Below are 17,687 nucleotides of genomic sequence, written 5' to 3'. Positions count from 1 at the left end.
CACGTACGAACTGATTTCTCCGACGCAGCGACGAACAGTGACGTCTCCGGCGGAGCGACGCCCGGGGGTTGCAACGAAGTACGGACGAACCGGAGGTGGTGCCGATGAGCGAGCGCACCCTGTACGACAAGGTGTGGGACCGCCACAAGGTCGCCGGGCTCCCGACCGGCCAGGACCAGCTGTTCGTGGGCCTCCACCTCATCCACGAGGTGACCAGTCCGCAGGCGTTCGGCATGCTCCGCGAGCGCGACCTCGAGGTCGCGTACCCCGAGCGCACCCACGCCACCGTCGACCACATCGTCCCGACCGCCGACCGCGAGCGTCCCTACGAGGGCGCGGCCGAGGAGATGATGGCCGAACTCGAGGAGAACGTCCGGGAGGCGGGCATCGAGTTCTCCAGTCCGGACACCGGCGACCAGGGCATCGTCCACGTCATCGGCCCGGAGCAGGGGCTGACCCAGCCCGGCATGACGGTGGTCTGCGGCGACAGTCACACCTCGACCCACGGCGCGTTCGGCGCGCTGGCGTTCGGCATCGGCACCTCCCAGATCCGGGACGTGCTCGCGACCGGCACCGTGGCGATGGAGAAGAAGGACGTCCGCCGGATTCGGGTCACCGGCGAGCTCGGCGAGGGCGTGGAGGCCAAGGACGTCATCCTCCAGATCATCCGGAAGCTCGGGACCGACGGCGGCGTCGGCTACGTCTACGAGTACGCCGGCGAGGCCGTCGAGAACCTCGACATGGAGGGTCGGATGAGCATCTGCAACATGTCCATCGAGGGCGGCGCCCGGGCGGGGTACGTCAACCCCGACGAGACCACCTACGAGTGGCTCGCCGACACCGACGCCTTCGCCGACGACCCCGAGCGCTTCGAGGAACTCAAACCCTACTGGGAGTCCATCGCGTCGGACGACGACGCCGAGTACGACGACGAGGTCGTCATCGACGGCGACGCGCTCGAACCGATGGTGACCTGGGGCACGACGCCGGGCCAGGGCGTCGGCGTCACCGAGCCGATTCCCCACCCCGAGGAGCTACCCGAAGACAAGCGGGACACCGCCCGGCGGGCCCAGGAGCACATGCGGGTCGAGCCAGGCGACACGATGGAGGGCTACCAGATCGACGTCGCCTTCCTCGGCTCCTGCACCAACGCGCGCCTGCCGGACCTCCGGCGGGCCGCCCGGGTCGTCGCGGGACGGGAGGTCCACGACGACGTCCGCGCGATGGTCGTGCCCGGCAGCCAGCGCGTGAAGGCCGCCGCCGAGGCCGAGGGCCTCGACGAGGTGTTCACCGAGGCCGGGTTCGACTGGCGCGGCGCGGGCTGCTCGATGTGCCTCGGCATGAACGACGACCAGCTGGAGGGCGACGAGGCCTCCGCGTCGTCGTCGAACCGGAACTTCGTCGGCCGACAGGGCAGCAAGGAGGGCCGGACCGTGCTGATGAACCCCCGGATGGTCGCCGCCGCCGCGGTCGAGGGCGAGGTGACCGACGTCCGGGAGCTCCCCGAGACCGACGTCGACGACTCGGAGGTGACGCGGGCATGAGCGGACAGACCACCGAGACCGACATCGAGACGGTCGAGCGCGTCTCCGGGACCGGCATCCCGCTCCGGGGCAACGACATCGACACCGACCAGATCATCCCGGCGCGGTACCTGAAGGCGATCACCTTCGACGGCCTCGGCCAGTTCGTCTTCCAGGACCAGCGGTTCACCGACGACGACGGCGTTGCTCCGGAGGAGCAACGAGACGGAGACGGTGGAACCGTCGAAGTCAAGGACCACCCCTTCAACGAGGACCGGTTCCGGGACGCCTCGGTACTGGTCGTCAACGCCAACTTCGGCTGCGGCTCCTCGCGCGAGCACGCCCCGCAGGCGCTGATGCGCTGGGGCATCGACGCCATCGTCGGCGAGAGCTTCGCCGAGATCTTCGCGGGCAACTGCCTCGCGCTCGGCATTCCGACGGTCACCGCGAGCCAGCAGGAGATCGAAGCCCTGCAGGACTACGTCGACGAGCACCCCGACACCGAGATCGATATCGACGTCGCGGCCGAGTCGGTCAGCTACGATGACCGCGAGATCGACGCCACGGTCGACGACGCCCAGCGCAAGGCGCTGGTCGAGGGCGTCTGGGACACCACCGCGCTGCTGAAGTCGAACGCCGAGTCGGTCGCCGCGACGGCGGCCGGCCTGCCGTACGTGGAGGAGGCCGAATGACTGCGGACGGTTCCGAGCACGTCGTCGTAATCCCCGGGGACGGCATCGGACGGGAGGTCACCGCCGCGGCCCGCGACGTGCTGGAGGCGGTCGGCCCCGACTTCGAGTTCACCGAGGCCGAGGCCGGCGACGAGGTGAAGGAGCGGACCGGCGAGGCGCTGCCCGACGAGACCCGCGAGCTCGCGGCGAGCGCCGACGCGACCCTGTTCGGCGCGGCCGGCGAGACCGCGGCCGACGTCATCATCCCGCTCCGGCGGGCGGTCGACTCGTTCGCCAACGTCCGGCCGGTCCGTGCCTACCCCGGCATCGACGCCCCGAACCCCGAGACCGACCTGGTGTTCGTCCGGGAGAACACCGAGGGCGTCTACGCGGGCCACGAGTCCGAGATTGCGCCGGGCGTAACCACGCTGACACGGGTCGTTACCGAGTCCGCCTCGGCGGAAATCGCGCGTTACGGCTTCGAGTACGCCGCCGACCGCGGGTTAGGCGTGACGATAGCCCACAAGGCCAACGTGATGCGGACCACCGACGGGCTCTTCCTGGAGACCGCGCGGCGGGTCGGCGAGGAGTACGACGTGCCGACCGACGACGCGCTGATGGACGCGCTGGCGATGCATCTGGTCCAGCGCCCCGAGGACTACGACGTCGTCGTCTGTCCGAACCTCGCGGGCGACATGCTGTCTGATCTGGCGGCCGGGCTGGTCGGCGGGCTGGGCCTGCTACCCAGCGCGAACGTCGGCGGGGAGCGCGCGCTGTTCGAGCCGGTCCACGGCACCGCACCCGACATCGCCGGCGAGGGCGTCGCGAACCCGAGCGCCGCCATCCTGTCGGCGGCGATGCTGCTGGAGTATCTGGGCTACGACGACGCCGGCCAGCGCGTCCGCGCGGCCGTGGAGTCCGTGCTGGCGTCGGGGCCCCACACCCCCGACCTCGGCGGCGACGCGACGACGAGCGACGTGACCGAGGCGGTGCTGGCCGAACTCTGAGTCGACGAGAATAGTTCCGGAACGGTCCCGAACGAGTTATCGGAGCGGTTCGCGGCCGCCGATGAGGTTGGTCGTGTCGACCTCGTCGGCCCGCGCCCCTCCCTTCTTGACTTCCGTCGCGGTCATGCACTCCAGACAGCCGAACACCTCGTTGTGGTTGTTCCCGAATACGCGTGCGAAGTCCCGCGTGACGAAGGAGCCGCAGCTCTGACATCGGTTCTCGGCCATCGTGTCGTCGCCGTTGGTGAGGCGGTTGTCGGTCGTGGTCATGTCTGCGCGATAGATACACACAATCCTACCCACTTTGTTATCCAGTACCTACATCCCCGTAATCAACCGTTGGCGCCACCGGTAACTGGTAGTTACGCGACTTCCTCGCCCGGTTGATTCCGCAATCGTACCCGTAATTTAAGGTGGCCGGACGAGATTGACGCGGGACCGTCCCGCCGACCGGAGGATGGATACTCGTCTCCGTGTCGCGAGCGGCCGAACCGACGGGCATTCGGCGCACCGCATCGCCCGTTCGGAAGGGGCCCCGGTCGCTTAAGGAGGTCCGCAGCGTACGCTCGCCCGATGCCACAGATCGAACTCGACGAGGAGACCATCGAACGCCTGGACAGCCTCCGGGTGGAGGACGAGTCCTACGACGAGATCGTCGGCGAACTCATCAGCATCTACGAGGCCGAGGAGCGGACGCTGTTTCACGGCGGCGACTACAGCGGCGACTAGAGTTCGGCGATCCTCGTCTCGCCCGCCCGGACCTTCTGACCCCGCCGGACGGTCAGGTCCGCGTGGTCGACCGACTCTGGGAGCAGAACGTCGGCGCGGCTCCCGAACGAGATGTGGCCGAGTCGCTCGCCCCGGCCGAGGTGGTCGCCCTCGTCGACGTAGGGGTGGATGCGCCGGGCGAACGCCCCGGCGACGAGCGTCACCTCGTGGTCCGGGAACCGGACGTGGAGCTTCTCGTTTCTGTCCGACTCCTTCGAGAACGCCGGCCGGTGCTTGCCCGGTTCGTGGTCGACCGCTTCGACCCGACCGCCGACCGGCGCGCGGTTGACGTGGACGTCGGTGACGTTCATGAACACGCCGACGCGGACCCGGTCGCCCTCCTCGCGCACCACCGAGACGCGACCGTCCGCGGGCGCCAGGACGCCCGAGTCGGGCGGGGTCCGGTCGGGGTCGCGGTGGAAGAGCAGTGCGCCGACGGCCAGCGCCGGGGCCGCAAGGTTCCAGCGCCGCGAGCACTTCCCGAGCCGCGATAGCACCGAGACCGGTATCGCCAGCGCGAGCGCCAGCAGGGCGTACCGCCACGCGCCCGGGGCGAAGCTCCCCGACAGGAGCGTCCGCTCGGGTCGGTGTCCGCACATCAGTCGCTCGCGGCGTTGCGGACCTGCTTCCACTTGCCCTGGGACTCGAGCCGCTGCTGGAGCTCGCCCGCGTACTCCTGAGCGAGCCGGTTGGCCGCCTCGACCCGCTCCCGGTCGACGCCGCCGCCACCGCCGCCCAGCCCGAGCGCGTCCTTCACCGAGTCGAAGACGCCTCCGCCGCCGTCGCCGCCGCCACCGCCGCCCGCCATCGAGTTCATCTGGTTGCGGATGTTCTCGAGTTCGGGCATCACCTGCTCGACCTTCGAGGTGTCGGCGACGATCCGGGCGCGCTCGTCGTCGTCGGGGTGCTCTATCTCGAACTCCACCGCGGTCATGATGAGCCCCCACTCCTGACGGGAGAACTCCGAATCCGTGACTCGCTGTGCGAACTCCTGGTCGACCGCCATCCGGTCGCCGACGATGATGTCCTGCCACGCGCGTTCGGCCATACCCGAACCGTTGGGTTGGGGATGGTATGAGGGTTTTCCTGTCTGACGGGATTCTGCGCGGGACCTCGAGCGTGCACACGACCTGTGGCGGACCCGAGCGAGCGCGGCGAATCCGGTCCGGAAAAAAGGCCGCCCGGCTTCCGACCGACGATTCGATCACTCGCCGCCGAACTCGATGGTCACGGTCAGCGGGCCGTCGGCGTCGTCGAACGCGATGGCGCCCGAGAAGAGGTAGTCGTCGACCGGGTCGTCGTTGCCCTCGATGGACCCGCCGACCTTGCCCTGGACGACGTTGTCCTCGATGGTGTCGACGCCGAGGGTGCCGGCCTCCGGCCCGGGCTCGACGGTCCCGGACACCCGGAAGTGATAGGCCACCCGCTCGCCCTCGTTCCCGGGCTCGATGGTGACCGCGTTCGGCAGTTGCGACCCGTTCGCCGAGTCCGAGTCGTCCGACGACTCCGGGAGTCCGACCGGGTCGTCGACGGTCTCGCCGTTGACGCTGATCGAATCCACCGACCCCTCCGTGACCTCGAAGCCGGTGATCCGGCCCGAGAACCGGTAGTCGTCGACGCCGTTGTTGTCGTCCCGCTCGTACCCCTCGACGGTCGTCCCGTCGTCGGATATCTCGTCGGTCTCGCCGGCCTGCGAGCCCTTCACGATCCGCCCGCTCACGCTGATTTCGTACCAAAGCGGCGTCTCGTCGGCCTCGATCCTGATCTTGTTGGGGAGGCTCTGGGCCGCCCCGCTCCCCGACAGTGCGCCGCCGGCGAGCCCCGCCGCCGCGGTCCCCTTCAGCATCGTCCGGCGGTCGACCGGCCGGTCGTCGGTCTCCTCGCGCTCCCTCGCGTCGTTCGAGTCTGTCTCTCTCATCTCTCCACCCGGACAGGACCCACTACGACCAGCCGTATCAACCCGGGTGGTAGTTCTCGGGAGCGCGACACACGAGTGCGGTCCGGCGCTCCGGCGCGCTCGGCCGGGGCACTCCCGGCTGCGTCACTCGTAGAAAAAGTCCAACTTAGCGGCCGTCATTCGGCAGTTTCCTGGCGAAAGACGGCCGGGTCGGCGGCCGGTGCCGATTCAGAACGCGTCGCTCTCGACTGTGACGTCGGCCTCGATCTCGGCCTTCAGGGCGTCGTGGACCTTGCAGAGCTGGTTGGCCCGCGTGACGACCTCGTCGGCCTGTCCGTCGTCCATCTCGGCTTCGGTCTTGACGGCGAACTGGACGGCTTTCAGCTTGTCGTCGTCGTTGAGGTCGCCGTTCACGTCGATCTCGATTCGACCGAGGTCGCCGACGTCGCGCTGCTCGGCGCCGACCCGGAGCGCCGGGACGTAGCACGACCCGTACGCGGCGAGCAGCGTTTCGAGCGTGTCGGGCGCCTCCTCGCCGGTCGCGTCGACGGTCATCTCGAACTCGCGGATGTCGTTGTCGGCGGTGTACCCCTCTCTGGAGACGGTGATGACGTTCTTCGACATGCGGGCGGAGCTTCGCCCGCCAGACCCCTAAGTATTGCTCACGTCCGGGTCGAGCGGAACGCCCCGGCGAACCGCGATGACCCGCGAAAGGGAACACGCCGTCGGAAAAGCCGGGACCGACCGAAGGCGGCGGACCGCCGGGCGTCAGTAGTCGAGTTCCTCGCCGAGGTCGAACGTCTCGTCGCCCTCCAGAATCCGCACCTCGGCGTCGCTGCCCGTGGCCTCGACCTCGCGCCGGAAGTCGTCGGGGTCCTGCTCGATGGGCGGGAAGGTGTCGTAGTGCATTGGGAGCGCGTAGTCGGCGTCGACCCAGTCGACCGCGACCGCGGCCTGCCACGGCCCCATGGTGAAGTGGTCGCCGATGGGCACCGCGGCGACGTCGGGTTCGAGGAACGGGCCGACGACGTCGCGCATCTCGGTCTGGAGCGAGGTGTCGCCGGCGTGGTAGAACGACCGGCTCTCCTCGTCGGACACCTGCGTGGGCTTGGTGTCGCTGACGACGAACCCCGCTGGCATCCCGCCGGAGGTGCCGTAGCTGGTGTCCATCCCGTTGGTGTGGTCGGCCCGGACCATCGTGACGAAGGCGTCGTCGAGATCGACGGTGCCCCCGAGGTTCATCCCCATGCCGCCGACCGCCTCGAAGTCGCCGAACTCGTCGCGGCAGTACTCGACGACCTCGGGGGTCGCGACCAGTTCGGTCCCCTCGTAGCGGTCGACGTCGCCGATGTGGTCGGCGTGACCGTGGGTGAGCAACAGGTAGTCGGGGTCGAGCTCCTCGGGGTCGGTTTCGGTCTTGGGGTTGTCGAAGAACGGGTCGATGAGCAGTTCGGTGCCGTCGACGTCGACGTGCCACGTCGAGTGGCCGTACCAGGTGAGCTTCATGGATGCGGGTAGAGGTACTCCCGTTTCACACTTAAAGTCCCGTTCCCCTCTAAAAGGGTGTTGGCGAGCGCCGACCGCCCGAGGCCGGGCGGTCCGCTTCCGACTCCCTCGCTCCCGCTCGACTTCGTAGCGACCTGCCCCGCGGTCACCCGCGGTCGCGGTTCGACGCGAGGAGGTTCCAGCCGGTCGCGCGCCGGACCGCCCAGTCGAGCGCCAGCCCGACCGCGACGACGGCCAGCGAGAACCCGACGAACAGGCCGACGAGCTGTCCGGACTCGGCCGGTCTGGTTGTGACGACCAGCGCCACGGCTAGCAGCAGGGTAGCCATGAACAGGACGGGCGCGACGAACCACTTCAGCACCCAGTGGTCGTCGAGGAACCGTCCGGTCCTGCGTAGCAGGTCGCGCATACTGGACACGTGACGTGTGACTTCGTCGACGGGCTACGTAAATGTAACCTCGCGCAGAAGAGCTCGCTGCGAACCGTCGGGGACTGCCGGCGTGTCGGAAGTCCCACGCGAGGAGTCTCGGTCTACGGACGCCTCCCAGGCGATCGGCGACCCGCGGTGGCGGGGTCGCCGCGGGGACGGCCTAGCGCGGTCGGAACGAACTGCCGAGTCGAGACGACCGGCCGTGCGAGACGGGCCGGCTAGTCCTTCCGCTTGACGACGTCGCCGAGCGTGTACTCGCCGGTCGAGCTGCCGCCGCTCCACTCCTCCTCGTCGGCCGAGCCGCCGGCGGTCAGCTGGAGGTCGAGCTTACGCTCCAGTTTGCGCTGGACCTCGTCGCTCGGCAGGATGTCGCCGCGCTCGAGCTTCCGGATGAGGCTGGCCTTCTCGTTGAGCTCGCTCGCCAGGTCTTCCTGGCTCAGACCGGCGTCCTCCCGGCCCTGCCGGATGCGCTCGTCGTAGTCCTGGGCGAGCTCGTCCATGTCGTCGAACATGTCCGAGCGCCGCGACTGCGAGGAGCTCGACGACGTCGAGCCCGACGACGAGGACGACCCGGAGCTCCCCGACGAGGAGGAGGTCGAGTACTTGGTGGAGGTCGACGCGGTGTCCTGGGTCTTCACCTCGGTCCCGAAGTCCGCGCAGTTGTCGCAGACGTCCAACTCGGCCCCCTCGACCTTGACGGTCTTCGGGGAACTCGTCTCGGCACCGCACATCTCACACTGTACCATAGGGGGAGGTAGTCTGTCGCCGCTCTTAAATTCCACGCCGACGCGGTCCCCGGTCGCGCCCGGCGCTCGCCCCCGAATCACCCTACGACAGTCCGCCGCGGCGAGCCATCGTCACGGCAGTCTGTCGTCGCCGCGCTTGTCCCGGAGGTAGCCGAAACCCTGCTTGACCTCCTCGCTCCGCCGGTAGTACTTCAGGACCCGCCGGCAGGTCTCGCGCGAGAGCCGGGTCTCGCGGCTCAACTCGAACAGCGAGTCCACCTCCTCGGCGACCGCGAGGAACTCCTCCATGGTGATGTGGCTGTTCGCCGGCAGAATCTCCTCCAACTCCACGCTGATACCCGGTTCGCCGGGTCGGTCGTCGGTCATCGTGCGGTCCCTCGCTTGATTTCGACACCACCGAATGTGAAAAACCTAACTGATACTTCCACCGGTTCGATGCCCGCCTCGTCCGGATGCCGCCGGTCCTCCCGCCCGACGGTCGCGAAATCGACGGCCGACGGTCGCGCCTACGACAGCGCCTTCCACGCGTAGTAGAACCGCTGGAGCGCGGTGAAGTGGCCGACTACCGCGAAGACCGCGAGCAGCCATCCCACGACCGACAGCCCGGCCGGCTCGACCGACACCGCGGCCGCGAGGAGGCCGGTCGCGCCCATGAGCGCGAGCCGGTCGGCCCGGCCGAGCAGACCGCCGTACACCCGGTCGAGCCCGACCGCCTGGGCCTGGGTCCCGAGGTAGGAGGTCATCAGCACGCCGGTCACCGCGGCCAGGCCCAGCGCGTACCGGTCGATGCCGGCCGCCAGCCCCGCGATGATGACGATGTCGGCGTACCGGTCGAGCACGTGGTCGAGCAGGTCGCCGGCCTCCGAGTCGGTGCCGAGCTCCCGCGCCAGTGCGCCGTCGAGCAGGTCGAGCCACCCGTTGAGGAACACCAGGACGGCCCCCGCGAAGTACCAGATCGGCGCCCGTCCGCCGAGGTAGAACGCGCCGGCGGCGCCGCCGGCCAACGCGAACGCGACGACGCTGACGCTGTCGGGGGTCAACCCCAGCCGGGTCGACAGCGAGACGAACGGGTCGAGCAGCCGGTCGGCCACGTGGCGGAACTGGTCGAGCGTCATAGGTACTCGAGGTAGTCCACCGTGCCCGCGCTGGGCTCGCGGTCGCCCGCGACGACCGCCGCGATCTCGGCGGCCACCGCCTCGGGGTCGCGGTCGGTCGTCTCGACCTCGTAGACGCTCTCGACGCCGTGCTCGCTCACGGCCTCCGAGAGGACGACGTCCAGGGCCTCGCTCTCCGCATTCTCGCGAGCCTTGCGAGCGAGAGCTCGAGGCAGCTTCGCTGACTCGGCGTTTTCCTCAGCTTTCGACTCGGATTCCCCGCGCTCGGTGAGCCGGCGTTCCAGCTCCTCGGGGTGGCACCGCAGCACGACGACACGGTCGGCGTCGAGGTGGTGGGCGAGGTGCGACTCCACCAGGACGTCGTTGCGGTTCGCGAGTCGGTCGGCCACTGCGTCGAGGTCCGCGACGAGGCTGTCGCGCTCCTCGTCGCGCTCGTCCCAGAGTCCCTCCTCGCGGATGAGGTCGTTGAGGTGGACGACCTCGAGGTCGAAGTCGGCGAACTCCTTGTCGGCCGCCAGCACCTCGACCGCCGAGGTTTTGCCCGTGCCGGGCGTCCCGGTGACCGCGACCCTCACGACGACAGCACCTCGTTGAGCTCCGAGACCGCCCGCCGGGTCTCCTCCTCGGTGCCGCAGGTGATGCGGACGCACTCGGGCAGGCCGAAGCTGGTGCAGTCCCGGACGATGACGCCCCGCCGCTGGAGTTCGTCGGCGACCTCGCTCGCCTCGCCGACCTCCGCGAGCACGAAGTTGCCGTGGCTCTCCCACGTCGGCGCGTCGAGGTGCTCGTACACGTACTCGCGCGCCCAGGCGGCGGTCTCGACCGTCCGCTCGGCGTGTTCGTCGTCGTCGAGCGCGGCGAGGCCGGCCCGGCAGGCGATCTCGCTCGCGGCGAAGGGGGTATTCACCCGCGCGTAGGCGTCGGCCCACTCCTCCGGGACGATGCCGTAGCCGAGTCGGACGCCGGCCAGCCCGTACACCTTCGAGAACGTCCGGAGGACCGCCACGTCGTCCCGCGAGTCGACGAGGTCGACCGCGCTCGGGGCGTCGGCGAACTCGCCGTACGCCTCGTCGACGACGACGAGGGTGTCCTCGTCGGTCTCGCCGGCGATCTCGGCGACCGCGTCGCGGTCGAACCGCTTGCCGGTCGGGTTGTGCGGGCTCGTGAGGTAGACGATCCGCTCGCCATCGTAGTCCGAGAGGACTGTCTCGGACGTCAGCGCGAAGTCGTCGGTCCTCGACAGGCTGTACTCCTCGACCTCGCCGTGGTGGAAGCGCGCGCTCATCCCGTAGTAGGCGAACCCGGGCGTCGGCACGAGGACGGAGTCGCCGGGGTCGAGCATCGCGCGGGCGAGGTAGTCGAGCACGCCGTCGCCGCCGTTGCCCAGCCAGACCTGCGCGGGTGCGACGTCCCACCGGTCGGCCAGCCGCTCGGTGAGGTCGGCGTGGGAGGCCTTGGGGTAGGAGCTGGCCGTGTCGGCCGCCTCCCGGATGGCCTCGACCGCGGCCGGGCTCGGGCCGAAGGGGTTCTCGTTCGACGCGAGCTTCACGAGGTCGTCGGGGTCGAGTCCGAGCTCCCGGGCGACCTCCTCGACGCCCCGTCCGGCCTGGTACACCGTGTGCGAAGAGAGGTCCCGTGGTTCCATGTGGGAGAGGTGTGGGCGGCCTGCCTTAAGGTTGCTCACCTCCGCCAGCCCGCCACCTGAATTGACCGCCAGCTGTCACTACCGCCGCGCCGCGAGACGACGAGCTCCGGCCGAGTTCCCCGCCCAACCCGACGCCCGGCGGCATTTTGTCAGAATCCGCCCAGTACACATAAGGAGAGACCCGCGGAGTATCTAACGGGGGATTCAACCATGGCACGAGACAACCGCAACCGTTGGGGGAGCGACCGCGAAGAGTCCAGTCAGTACCAGCGCAGCGAACAGGGCGAAGGCGACACCCAGGGCCGCTACTCGACCGGCGGCCGAGAGCGACGAGCCGATCAGTCCCAGCAGAACCTGCCCGGCCAGCACCAGACCGGCGCCGGCCATCAGTCGGACCGGCAGTCGAGCCAGTATCAACAGTCCGGCCAGCGGGGACAGTCCGACCAGCGCAGCCAGTCCGGTCAGCATCAGACCGGTCAGCACCAGATGGGCGGCCGGGACGTCCGGGAGCACGGCGACCAGCAGCTGGGCGACCAGTCCGGCGAGCAGCACCATCACCATCATCACCACCATCACGGGAGCAGCCAGCAGGGTCAGCAGGACCAGCAGAGCCAGCAGTCCAACCGATACGGCAGCAACCGTCGGCAGTCCGGTGGCTCCCAGCAGTCCGGCCGCAACGAGCAGTCCGGGCGCCATCAGAGCGATCAGCGCCACGAGGTCGGCCAGAACCAGAACCGCGGCGGGAGCCGCCACCAGGAGAGCGGCGTCCACCAACTGAGCGAGCACGGCGGCAGCGGCGGCCAGTACACCGGCGACGACAGCCGGCAGGGCGGTCAGGGCCAGCATCAGCAGACTGGCCAACAGTCCGGTCAGCAGTCCGGACAACATCAGAGTAGCCAACACGGCCAGCACCAGCGATACGGCCAGTCCGGCCAACAGCAGCGGTCCGAGCAGCACCGCCAGTCCGGACAGCACCGCCAGTCCGGACAGCAAGGCCGCCAGGAGCAGGGCCAGAACCAGTACGGGGGCAGCTCCGAGAGCGGCTTCAGCCCGGTCCAGCAGACCATGATTCGCGGGCAGGAGCACCAGGGTCGCCGGAGCGAGCAGACCCGGGGTGAAGGCAGCCAGTCGTCACAGGCCGACGAGTCCGACCGGAGTCGCCGCGGCGAGGAGCGCCACCGGCGCCCGCAGTACTGACCGATTCGCCCGAACTCGCGCTTTTTTCGCGGTCGCCGCCGGCGGTGACAGACGTTAGTCCTATTGATGTCCGAGACCGAAACTGATGCGGGAATGGGAATGCACGCGCTACTTGCTACCAATAGTCACGGCCGCGCTCGCGGTGGTCGCCGATGAGCGACGCGCCCGAGACCGACCCGGACGCCGCGCCGCCCGAGCAGTACGGGGTCGACTACGACGAACTCGAGGCCCTGCTCGACGAGCAGGTGCTCCGCCGGGAGGAGCACCTCAACGCCGAGGGGTTCGTGATCCGCCCGGACGCCGTCGAGGACGTCCTCCGGACGCTAAAGGAGGAGGCGGGCTTCGACCACCTCTCGCTGCTGACCGCCCAGGAGTACGAGGACCGCTACGAGAGCATCTACCACCTGACCAAGTACGACGACCGGACCCAGCAGGTCAGCGTGGTCGTCCCGACCGACTCCGACGACCCGTGGAACGAGTCGGCGGCGTCGGTGTACAAGACCGCCGAGTGGCACGAGCGCGAGGCGTACGACCTCGTCGGCATCGAGTACGAGGGCCATCCGGACCTCCGGCGAATCCTGCTGCCCGAGACCTGGCAGGGCCACCCGCTGAGCCGGGACTACGACCAGAACAAGCCGCAGGTGGTCTCGCTCGAGGAGCACGTCAATCCGCTCGCCGAGTCCGGGAAGGACACCGAGTCGGACACGATGTTCGTCAACATCGGACCCCACCACCCCGCGACCCACGGCGTGCTCCACCTCAAGACGGTGCTGGACGGCGAGCAGGTCGCGGACGTCGAACCCGACATCGGCTACCTCCACCGCTGCGAGGAGCAGATGTGCCAGCAGGACAACTACCGCTACCAGATCATGCCGTACCCCGACCGGTGGGACTACACCGCGAACCTGCCCAACGAGTGGGCGTACGCCCGCGTGGCCGAGACCCTCGCCGACATCGACGTGCCCGAGTACGCCCAGGTCATCCGGACGATGTCGGTCGAACTCACCCGCATCATGGGCCACATGCTCGCCCTCGGGACGTTCGCGCTCGACGTGTACGGCGACTTCACGGCCATCTTCATGTACGCCATCCGCGACCGCGAGGTCGTCCAGAACATCATGGAGGACCTGACGGGCCAGCGCATGATGTTCAACTACTTCCGGCTCGGCGGCGTCGTCTGGGACATCCCGGAGCCCCGCGACGAGTTCTTCGACAAGATCCGGGACTTCCTCGACGACCTGCCCCGGCGCGTCCAGGAGTACCACAACATGATGACCGACAACGAGATCTTCCAGAAGCGGACGGTGGACACCGGGGTCATCGACGCCGAGACCGCCAAGGACTACGGCTGCACAGGGCCGGTCGCTCGCGGGTCCGGCATCGACTACGACGTCCGCCGGGACGACCCCTACGGCTACTACGACGAGCTCGACTGGAACGTCGTCACCGAGCCCTACGGCGACAACTACTCCCGGGTGCTGGTCCGGATGCAGGAGGTCGAGGAGTCGGCAAAGATCATCAGCCAGTGCGTCGACCTGCTCGAGGACTGGCCCGAGGACGACCGCACCATCCAGTCCAACGTCCCCCGGACGCTCAAGCCCGACCCCGACACCGAGGTGTACGAGGCGGTCGAGGCCGCGAAGGGCGAGATGGGCATCTACATCCGGTCGGACGGGACCTCCAAGCCCGCGCGGTTCAAGATCCGGAGCCCGTGTTTCAACAACCTCCACGCGCTCGAAGCGATGGCGGAGGGCGAGTACGTCCCCGACCTCGTCGCCGCGCTCGGGAGCCTCGACATCGTCCTGGGGTCGGTCGACCGGTAGAGGCGGGTGGCCACAACCGCCTTACCCGCAACTCCCGTGCCGACTCTATGGTCGAACTCGGCTACACGCTCTCCAGCGAGGAGCACGGCCCCACAGACCTCGTCCGACACGCCGTCCGCGCCGAGGAGGTCGGCTTCGACTTCGCCTCGATCTCCGACCACTACCACCCCTGGGTGAGCCAGCAGGGCAACGCGCCGTTCGCGTGGTCGACGCTCGGCGGCGTCGCCGCGGCGACCGACGACATCGACGTGGGCGTGGGCGTGACCTGTCCCATCATCCGGTACGATCCCGCCATCCTCGCGCAGGCCACCGCCACGGTCGCCAAGATGTTCGAGGAGTCCGGCCAGCAGTTCTACTTCGGCGTCGGGACCGGCGAGAACCTGAACGAGCACGTCACGGGCGAGCAGTGGCCCTCCCACCGCGTCCGGCTCGACATGCTCGACGAGGCGGTCGAGGTCGTCCGGAAGCTCTGGACCGGCGAGATGGTCAACCACCAGGGCGACCACTACACCGTCCGGAACGCCAGGCTGTTCACCACGCCCGAGGAGACCCCGCCGGTCGTCGTCTCGGCGTACGGCGAGCACGCCGCGAAGCGCGCGGCCGACCTCGGCGACGGGTTCTGGTCGGTCGGCCCCCAGGACGTGGTCGAGACCTTCGAGCAGGAGGGCGGCGAGGGGCCGAAGTTCAGCCAGCTCACCGTCTGCTACGCCGACAGCGAGGACGAGGCGGTCGAGACCGCTCACGAGTGGTGGCCCAACAGTCTCATCCCGGGCCAGCTCTCCAGCGAACTCGAGATCCCCGAGTTCTTCGAGCAGGCCAGTCAGATGGTCACGAAAGAGCAGGTCCGGGAGGCCGACAGCATCGTGACCGACCCCGACCCGCAGGCCCACGTCGAGAACCTGCAGAAGTTCGTCGACGCGGGCTACGACCACGTGTACGTCCACCAGATCGGCCCGGACCAGGAGGCGCTGTTCGACCTCTACGAGGACGAGATCCTTCCGGAGTTCGAGTAGCGCCGCCGAGTTCGGAACTCGACGTCGAGCGCAGGCGTCCGCCCCGGAAGATCAGACCGGACAGCCCCGGATCTCGCCGCCCCGCATCCCGTCCGCGACCCAGTGTATCGACAGCACGAGCGCGACCAGCGCCAGCACCGAGAACTCCACGCCGTCGAACGGGAGCAGGGTCGCCGCGCCCGCAACCCCGAACAGCGAGAACAGGCCCGCGAGGACGGCCGAACCGCAGGCTGCGCAGCCGGCCCCGAGTGCGCCGAGGATGAGTCCCACCGTTCCCCCTCCGGCGACGCCGCCCGGCTCTCCCTCCCGTCCGCCCAGCCCGTGCTCCCGGAAGTGGTAGCCGACGAGCGCCACGTCGACGCCCGAGAGGGCCGCCACGGCCACGAGCAGCAGTTCGGCGACCGGACCGTAGTTCGTGCCGAGGAAGGGGTAGAGACCGAGCAGAATCGTCGCCCTGTCCGCGAGCCCTGTGGGTGCCGACACAGCGAACCGCGTCAGCGCGAGATTCTGGCCGAGCACGAACGCCGAGAGCGCGACGACTGCCGCGCTCAGCGCGAGCGCGGCGTACGCCGGCAGTCCCAGCACGAGGCGGACCGTCCGGGCCATCAGCCGCCAGTCGTCGGCGCGGGTCGGCAGTCGCGGTCGGAGCCGGGAACCGGTCGGGCGGCTCATAGGCCGAGCGCGGCGTTCACGACCCGGAAGCTGATGCTCCCCCTCGCGCTCGTCCGGAACTCGCCGTCGCGGAACAGGAAGACGGTCGGCGTGGTCCGGCCGACCCCCGCCGCATCGCCCCCCGCGAGGTCGGCCTGCACCGCGTCGTCGTGCGCTTTCGCCTCGGCGTCCGCGACCACCGCGTCGGCGTCGAGGTCCGTCTCCTCGGCGAGGAACGCCCGGGTGAGGTCGAGGACGTTGTCGGCGTCGAAGCGGTCCTGATTCTCGAAGTAGTGGCGTATCAGCGCCCACGTCGCGGTCGACCCCTGTCGAGTTCCGTAGGGCGTCGGGCCGGAGGTGGTGGTCGACCGCTCGTCGGTCGTCGCCTGGGTCGCCTTACTCCCGGTTTCGCGGGCGAACGCGGCCTCGATGGCCTGGGTCGCGGGCCTCCCCCACGGGTAGATGACCGGGTAGGACCGGAAGACGACCGCGACGCGGTCGCCGAGTCGCTCCCGGAGCTTCGGCACCGTTCCGGTCTCCCAGGCGGCGCAGCGCGGGCAGGAGGGGTCCTCGAACGCGACGACGACCCCCTCGGCGTCGGCCGGCGGCGGACCGAACCGGGCCTGGTCGGCGATACCCTCGGCGGCGGGGTGGTCGCCGAGCGGCGGGCCGGTGGTGGTCGCGGTCGTCGCCTCCGTATCACCGGCGCCGGGGAAATCGGCGGACAGACCGCCGGTACAGCCCGCGAGCGCGCTCGCGCCGGTCGCCGCGGCCACGCCGAGGAGTCGGCGGCGGGTCCGCGCGTCGGGTCGGTCGTGGGACATACTCCCACTCGCGACGTCGGACCCATTAGGAGTTTTTCCAAATTCGTGCCGAGACCGCTCCGACTCCGGCCATAGGGGCAATGGATCGCTCGATTCCGTTCCACCTGCAAGTAGCGAGAGCGAGTACGTGGGATCGGTCTCAGCGGAGCGTTTCGAGGTCCCGGAACGCCTCGCTCTCGCCGAGTTCGGCGACCCGAATCGTGCCGTCGCGGTGGCGGTAACTGTAGGCGGTTTCGTCGCCGCCGACAGAGAGGACGCGGAACTCGTCGTCCCGGATCTCGATCGCGCAGCCGTCTTCGAGCGCAATTCCTGCCTCGGACCGCGTTGACAGGTACTCACGGAACGCAGCGCGCCGAAGTGGATGAGCGTGCGGCGTGACCGCGATGTCGTCGACCCAGCCCAGGCACTCCACGCCCGCGTACGCCGCGTCGTCCGCCGCGTCGGACAGGCCGCTCGCGAACCAGCACATCGCGCCGGCGCTGAGGCCGGCGAGCACGGTCCCGTCCTCGCAGGCCTCGCGGAGCAGTCGGTCGGCTCCGGTCTCGCGCCACCGCTCCAGCAGCAGCGGAGTGCTCCCGCCGCCGACGTACGCGAGGTCGGCCCACTCGACGTCGGCCCGGATCTCGTCCTCGTCAACGTCCTCGTCGTGGAGCGTCAGATGGCGCGTCCGGCACCCGAAGTGGTCGCCGTAGTACGCGTCGAACCCGTCGCAGTACCCGGCCGCGTCGCCGCTCGCCGTCGGGACGAACAGGGCGGCGGGCGAGTCTTCGCCGGTCGATCCGCAGATGCGGCGGTCTATCGGCTCGGTCTCTCGGTCCCTGATCTCGCCGCCACCGATGGCGATGATTCTGCTCACCTGTACTCGGACACG

General features: G+C 69.3%; 22 protein-coding genes. 7 read left to right on the top strand and 15 right to left on the bottom strand.

Going from position 1 to position 17,687, the window contains the following annotated elements:
- Window positions 1-104 precede the first annotated feature (104 nt).
- The 3 genes from leuC to DVR07_RS07650 are packed head-to-tail and all read left to right on the top strand — an operon-like array spanning window position 105 to window position 3,201.
- Window positions 105-1,544: a 3-isopropylmalate dehydratase large subunit gene (gene leuC / locus DVR07_RS07660; protein WP_115796139.1), complete on the top strand. Its 1,440-nt coding sequence runs from the start codon at window positions 105-107 to the stop codon at window positions 1,542-1,544.
- Complete coding sequence (leuD, locus tag DVR07_RS07655; protein ID WP_115796138.1) at window positions 1,541-2,215, top strand: 3-isopropylmalate dehydratase small subunit; 675 nt, start codon at window positions 1,541-1,543, stop codon at window positions 2,213-2,215. The genes leuC and leuD overlap by 4 nt, the downstream gene beginning before the upstream one ends.
- Entirely contained in the window at window positions 2,212-3,201 is a 990-nt protein-coding gene (locus tag DVR07_RS07650; RefSeq protein WP_115796137.1) for an isocitrate/isopropylmalate dehydrogenase family protein, read from the top strand. The genes leuD and DVR07_RS07650 overlap by 4 nt, the downstream gene beginning before the upstream one ends.
- 36 nt (window positions 3,202-3,237) lie before the next feature.
- Here DVR07_RS07650 and DVR07_RS07645 read toward each other — a convergent pair whose 3' ends face one another.
- Window positions 3,238-3,471, bottom strand: a complete 234-nt coding sequence (locus tag DVR07_RS07645) for a DUF7563 family protein (protein WP_115863977.1) — start codon at window positions 3,469-3,471, stop codon at window positions 3,238-3,240.
- A gap of 303 nt (window positions 3,472-3,774) precedes the next feature.
- Here DVR07_RS07645 and DVR07_RS22050 point away from each other — a divergent pair, with 303 nt between their 5' ends.
- Window positions 3,775-3,930, top strand: a complete 156-nt coding sequence (locus DVR07_RS22050; RefSeq protein ID WP_165881739.1) for a DUF7557 family protein — start codon at window positions 3,775-3,777, stop codon at window positions 3,928-3,930.
- On the opposite strand, the gene DVR07_RS07640 is transcribed toward DVR07_RS22050, so the two are convergent.
- The 11 genes from DVR07_RS07640 to hisC form a co-directional block, all read right to left on the bottom strand.
- Entirely contained in the window at window positions 3,927-4,568 is a 642-nt protein-coding gene (locus tag DVR07_RS07640) for a protein sorting system archaetidylserine decarboxylase (protein WP_115796136.1), read from the bottom strand. The genes DVR07_RS22050 and DVR07_RS07640 overlap by 4 nt on opposite strands.
- Complete coding sequence (locus DVR07_RS07635; protein ID WP_115796135.1) at window positions 4,568-5,017, bottom strand: DUF5799 family protein; 450 nt, start codon at window positions 5,015-5,017, stop codon at window positions 4,568-4,570. The genes DVR07_RS07640 and DVR07_RS07635 overlap by 1 nt, the downstream gene beginning before the upstream one ends.
- Window positions 5,018-5,173: 156 nt before the next feature.
- Entirely contained in the window at window positions 5,174-5,887 is a 714-nt protein-coding gene (locus tag DVR07_RS07630; protein ID WP_115796134.1) for a hypothetical protein, read from the bottom strand.
- Between the two features lie 207 nt (window positions 5,888-6,094).
- A complete protein-coding gene (locus tag DVR07_RS07625) occupies window positions 6,095-6,490 on the bottom strand; it encodes an OsmC family protein (protein WP_115796133.1) in 396 nt (131 codons plus the stop codon).
- A 144-nt stretch (window positions 6,491-6,634) separates the two neighbouring features.
- Window positions 6,635-7,372, bottom strand: a complete 738-nt coding sequence (locus tag DVR07_RS07620) for a metal-dependent hydrolase (protein ID WP_115796132.1) — start codon at window positions 7,370-7,372, stop codon at window positions 6,635-6,637.
- 145 nt (window positions 7,373-7,517) lie between these two features.
- Window positions 7,518-7,781 (bottom strand): hypothetical protein, encoded by a 264-nt coding sequence (locus DVR07_RS07615; protein ID WP_115796131.1) that lies wholly within the window; start codon window positions 7,779-7,781, stop codon window positions 7,518-7,520.
- Between the two features lie 239 nt (window positions 7,782-8,020).
- Entirely contained in the window at window positions 8,021-8,548 is a 528-nt protein-coding gene (locus DVR07_RS07610; protein WP_115796130.1) for a multiprotein bridging factor aMBF1, read from the bottom strand.
- A 111-nt stretch (window positions 8,549-8,659) separates the two neighbouring features.
- Complete coding sequence (locus DVR07_RS07605) at window positions 8,660-8,914, bottom strand: hypothetical protein (RefSeq protein ID WP_115796129.1); 255 nt, start codon at window positions 8,912-8,914, stop codon at window positions 8,660-8,662.
- Between the two features lie 140 nt (window positions 8,915-9,054).
- Complete coding sequence (locus tag DVR07_RS07600; protein WP_115796128.1) at window positions 9,055-9,663, bottom strand: CDP-alcohol phosphatidyltransferase family protein; 609 nt, start codon at window positions 9,661-9,663, stop codon at window positions 9,055-9,057.
- Window positions 9,660-10,238 (bottom strand): adenylate kinase family protein, encoded by a 579-nt coding sequence (locus tag DVR07_RS07595; protein WP_115796127.1) that lies wholly within the window; start codon window positions 10,236-10,238, stop codon window positions 9,660-9,662. Before DVR07_RS07595 ends, DVR07_RS07600 begins: the two co-directional genes overlap by 4 nt.
- Complete coding sequence (gene hisC / locus DVR07_RS07590) at window positions 10,235-11,308, bottom strand: histidinol-phosphate transaminase (protein WP_115796126.1); 1,074 nt, start codon at window positions 11,306-11,308, stop codon at window positions 10,235-10,237. Before hisC ends, DVR07_RS07595 begins: the two co-directional genes overlap by 4 nt.
- 210 nt (window positions 11,309-11,518) lie before the next feature.
- Here hisC and DVR07_RS21455 point away from each other — a divergent pair, with 210 nt between their 5' ends.
- From DVR07_RS21455 to DVR07_RS07575, 3 genes are all read left to right on the top strand, one after another.
- Window positions 11,519-12,505: a hypothetical protein gene (locus tag DVR07_RS21455; protein WP_162829479.1), complete on the top strand. Its 987-nt coding sequence runs from the start codon at window positions 11,519-11,521 to the stop codon at window positions 12,503-12,505.
- Window positions 12,506-12,657: 152 nt separating this feature from the next.
- The gene (locus DVR07_RS07580) at window positions 12,658-14,328 is read left to right on the top strand and encodes an NADH-quinone oxidoreductase subunit D (RefSeq protein WP_115796124.1); all 1,671 of its coding nucleotides are present in this window, start codon (window positions 12,658-12,660) and stop codon (window positions 14,326-14,328) included.
- Between the two features lie 47 nt (window positions 14,329-14,375).
- Window positions 14,376-15,341, top strand: a complete 966-nt coding sequence (locus DVR07_RS07575) for a TIGR03557 family F420-dependent LLM class oxidoreductase (protein ID WP_115796123.1) — start codon at window positions 14,376-14,378, stop codon at window positions 15,339-15,341.
- A gap of 51 nt (window positions 15,342-15,392) precedes the next feature.
- On the opposite strand, the gene DVR07_RS07570 is transcribed toward DVR07_RS07575, so the two are convergent.
- From DVR07_RS07570 to DVR07_RS07560, 3 genes are all read right to left on the bottom strand, one after another.
- A complete protein-coding gene (locus tag DVR07_RS07570; protein WP_115796122.1) occupies window positions 15,393-16,013 on the bottom strand; it encodes a hypothetical protein in 621 nt (206 codons plus the stop codon).
- Window positions 16,010-16,816, bottom strand: coding sequence for a DsbA family protein (locus tag DVR07_RS07565; protein WP_115796121.1), 807 nt, complete (start codon window positions 16,814-16,816; stop codon window positions 16,010-16,012). The genes DVR07_RS07570 and DVR07_RS07565 overlap by 4 nt, the downstream gene beginning before the upstream one ends.
- 139 nt (window positions 16,817-16,955) lie before the next feature.
- The gene (locus DVR07_RS07560; protein WP_115796120.1) at window positions 16,956-17,672 is read right to left on the bottom strand and encodes a Type 1 glutamine amidotransferase-like domain-containing protein; all 717 of its coding nucleotides are present in this window, start codon (window positions 17,670-17,672) and stop codon (window positions 16,956-16,958) included.
- Window positions 17,673-17,687: the final 15 nt, after the last annotated feature.

It is taken from the genome of Halorussus rarus, assembly GCF_003369835.1.
GTDB classification, from domain to species: Archaea; Halobacteriota; Halobacteria; order Halobacteriales; family Haladaptataceae; genus Halorussus; species Halorussus rarus.
This window is presented reverse-complemented; position numbering and strand designations above follow the sequence as displayed.

Excerpts from the sequence above, each read along its gene's own strand:
- DVR07_RS07565 (WP_115796121.1), bottom strand. The coding sequence starts at position 16,816 with ATGTCCCACGACCGACCCGACGCGCGGACCCGCCGCCGACTCCTCGGC.
- DVR07_RS07570 (WP_115796122.1), bottom strand. The coding sequence starts at position 16,013 with ATGAGCCGCCCGACCGGTTCCCGGCTCCGACCGCGACTGCCGACCCGC.
- DVR07_RS07620 (WP_115796132.1), bottom strand. The coding sequence starts at position 7,372 with ATGAAGCTCACCTGGTACGGCCACTCGACGTGGCACGTCGACGTCGAC.
- DVR07_RS07625 (WP_115796133.1), bottom strand. The coding sequence starts at position 6,490 with ATGTCGAAGAACGTCATCACCGTCTCCAGAGAGGGGTACACCGCCGAC.
- hisC (WP_115796126.1), bottom strand. The coding sequence starts at position 11,308 with ATGGAACCACGGGACCTCTCTTCGCACACGGTGTACCAGGCCGGACGG.
- leuD (WP_115796138.1), top strand. The coding sequence starts at position 1,541 with ATGAGCGGACAGACCACCGAGACCGACATCGAGACGGTCGAGCGCGTC.
- DVR07_RS07580 (WP_115796124.1), top strand. The coding sequence starts at position 12,658 with ATGAGCGACGCGCCCGAGACCGACCCGGACGCCGCGCCGCCCGAGCAG.
- DVR07_RS07605 (WP_115796129.1), bottom strand. The coding sequence starts at position 8,914 with ATGACCGACGACCGACCCGGCGAACCGGGTATCAGCGTGGAGTTGGAG.
- DVR07_RS07615 (WP_115796131.1), bottom strand. The coding sequence starts at position 7,781 with ATGCGCGACCTGCTACGCAGGACCGGACGGTTCCTCGACGACCACTGG.
- DVR07_RS22050 (WP_165881739.1), top strand. The coding sequence starts at position 3,775 with ATGCCACAGATCGAACTCGACGAGGAGACCATCGAACGCCTGGACAGC.
- DVR07_RS07635 (WP_115796135.1), bottom strand. The coding sequence starts at position 5,017 with ATGGCCGAACGCGCGTGGCAGGACATCATCGTCGGCGACCGGATGGCG.
- DVR07_RS07640 (WP_115796136.1), bottom strand. The coding sequence starts at position 4,568 with ATGTGCGGACACCGACCCGAGCGGACGCTCCTGTCGGGGAGCTTCGCC.
- DVR07_RS21455 (WP_162829479.1), top strand. The coding sequence starts at position 11,519 with ATGGCACGAGACAACCGCAACCGTTGGGGGAGCGACCGCGAAGAGTCC.
- DVR07_RS07630 (WP_115796134.1), bottom strand. The coding sequence starts at position 5,887 with ATGAGAGAGACAGACTCGAACGACGCGAGGGAGCGCGAGGAGACCGAC.
- DVR07_RS07575 (WP_115796123.1), top strand. The coding sequence starts at position 14,376 with ATGGTCGAACTCGGCTACACGCTCTCCAGCGAGGAGCACGGCCCCACA.
- DVR07_RS07610 (WP_115796130.1), bottom strand. The coding sequence starts at position 8,548 with ATGGTACAGTGTGAGATGTGCGGTGCCGAGACGAGTTCCCCGAAGACC.
- leuC (WP_115796139.1), top strand. The coding sequence starts at position 105 with ATGAGCGAGCGCACCCTGTACGACAAGGTGTGGGACCGCCACAAGGTC.
- DVR07_RS07600 (WP_115796128.1), bottom strand. The coding sequence starts at position 9,663 with ATGACGCTCGACCAGTTCCGCCACGTGGCCGACCGGCTGCTCGACCCG.
- DVR07_RS07650 (WP_115796137.1), top strand. The coding sequence starts at position 2,212 with ATGACTGCGGACGGTTCCGAGCACGTCGTCGTAATCCCCGGGGACGGC.
- DVR07_RS07645 (WP_115863977.1), bottom strand. The coding sequence starts at position 3,471 with ATGACCACGACCGACAACCGCCTCACCAACGGCGACGACACGATGGCC.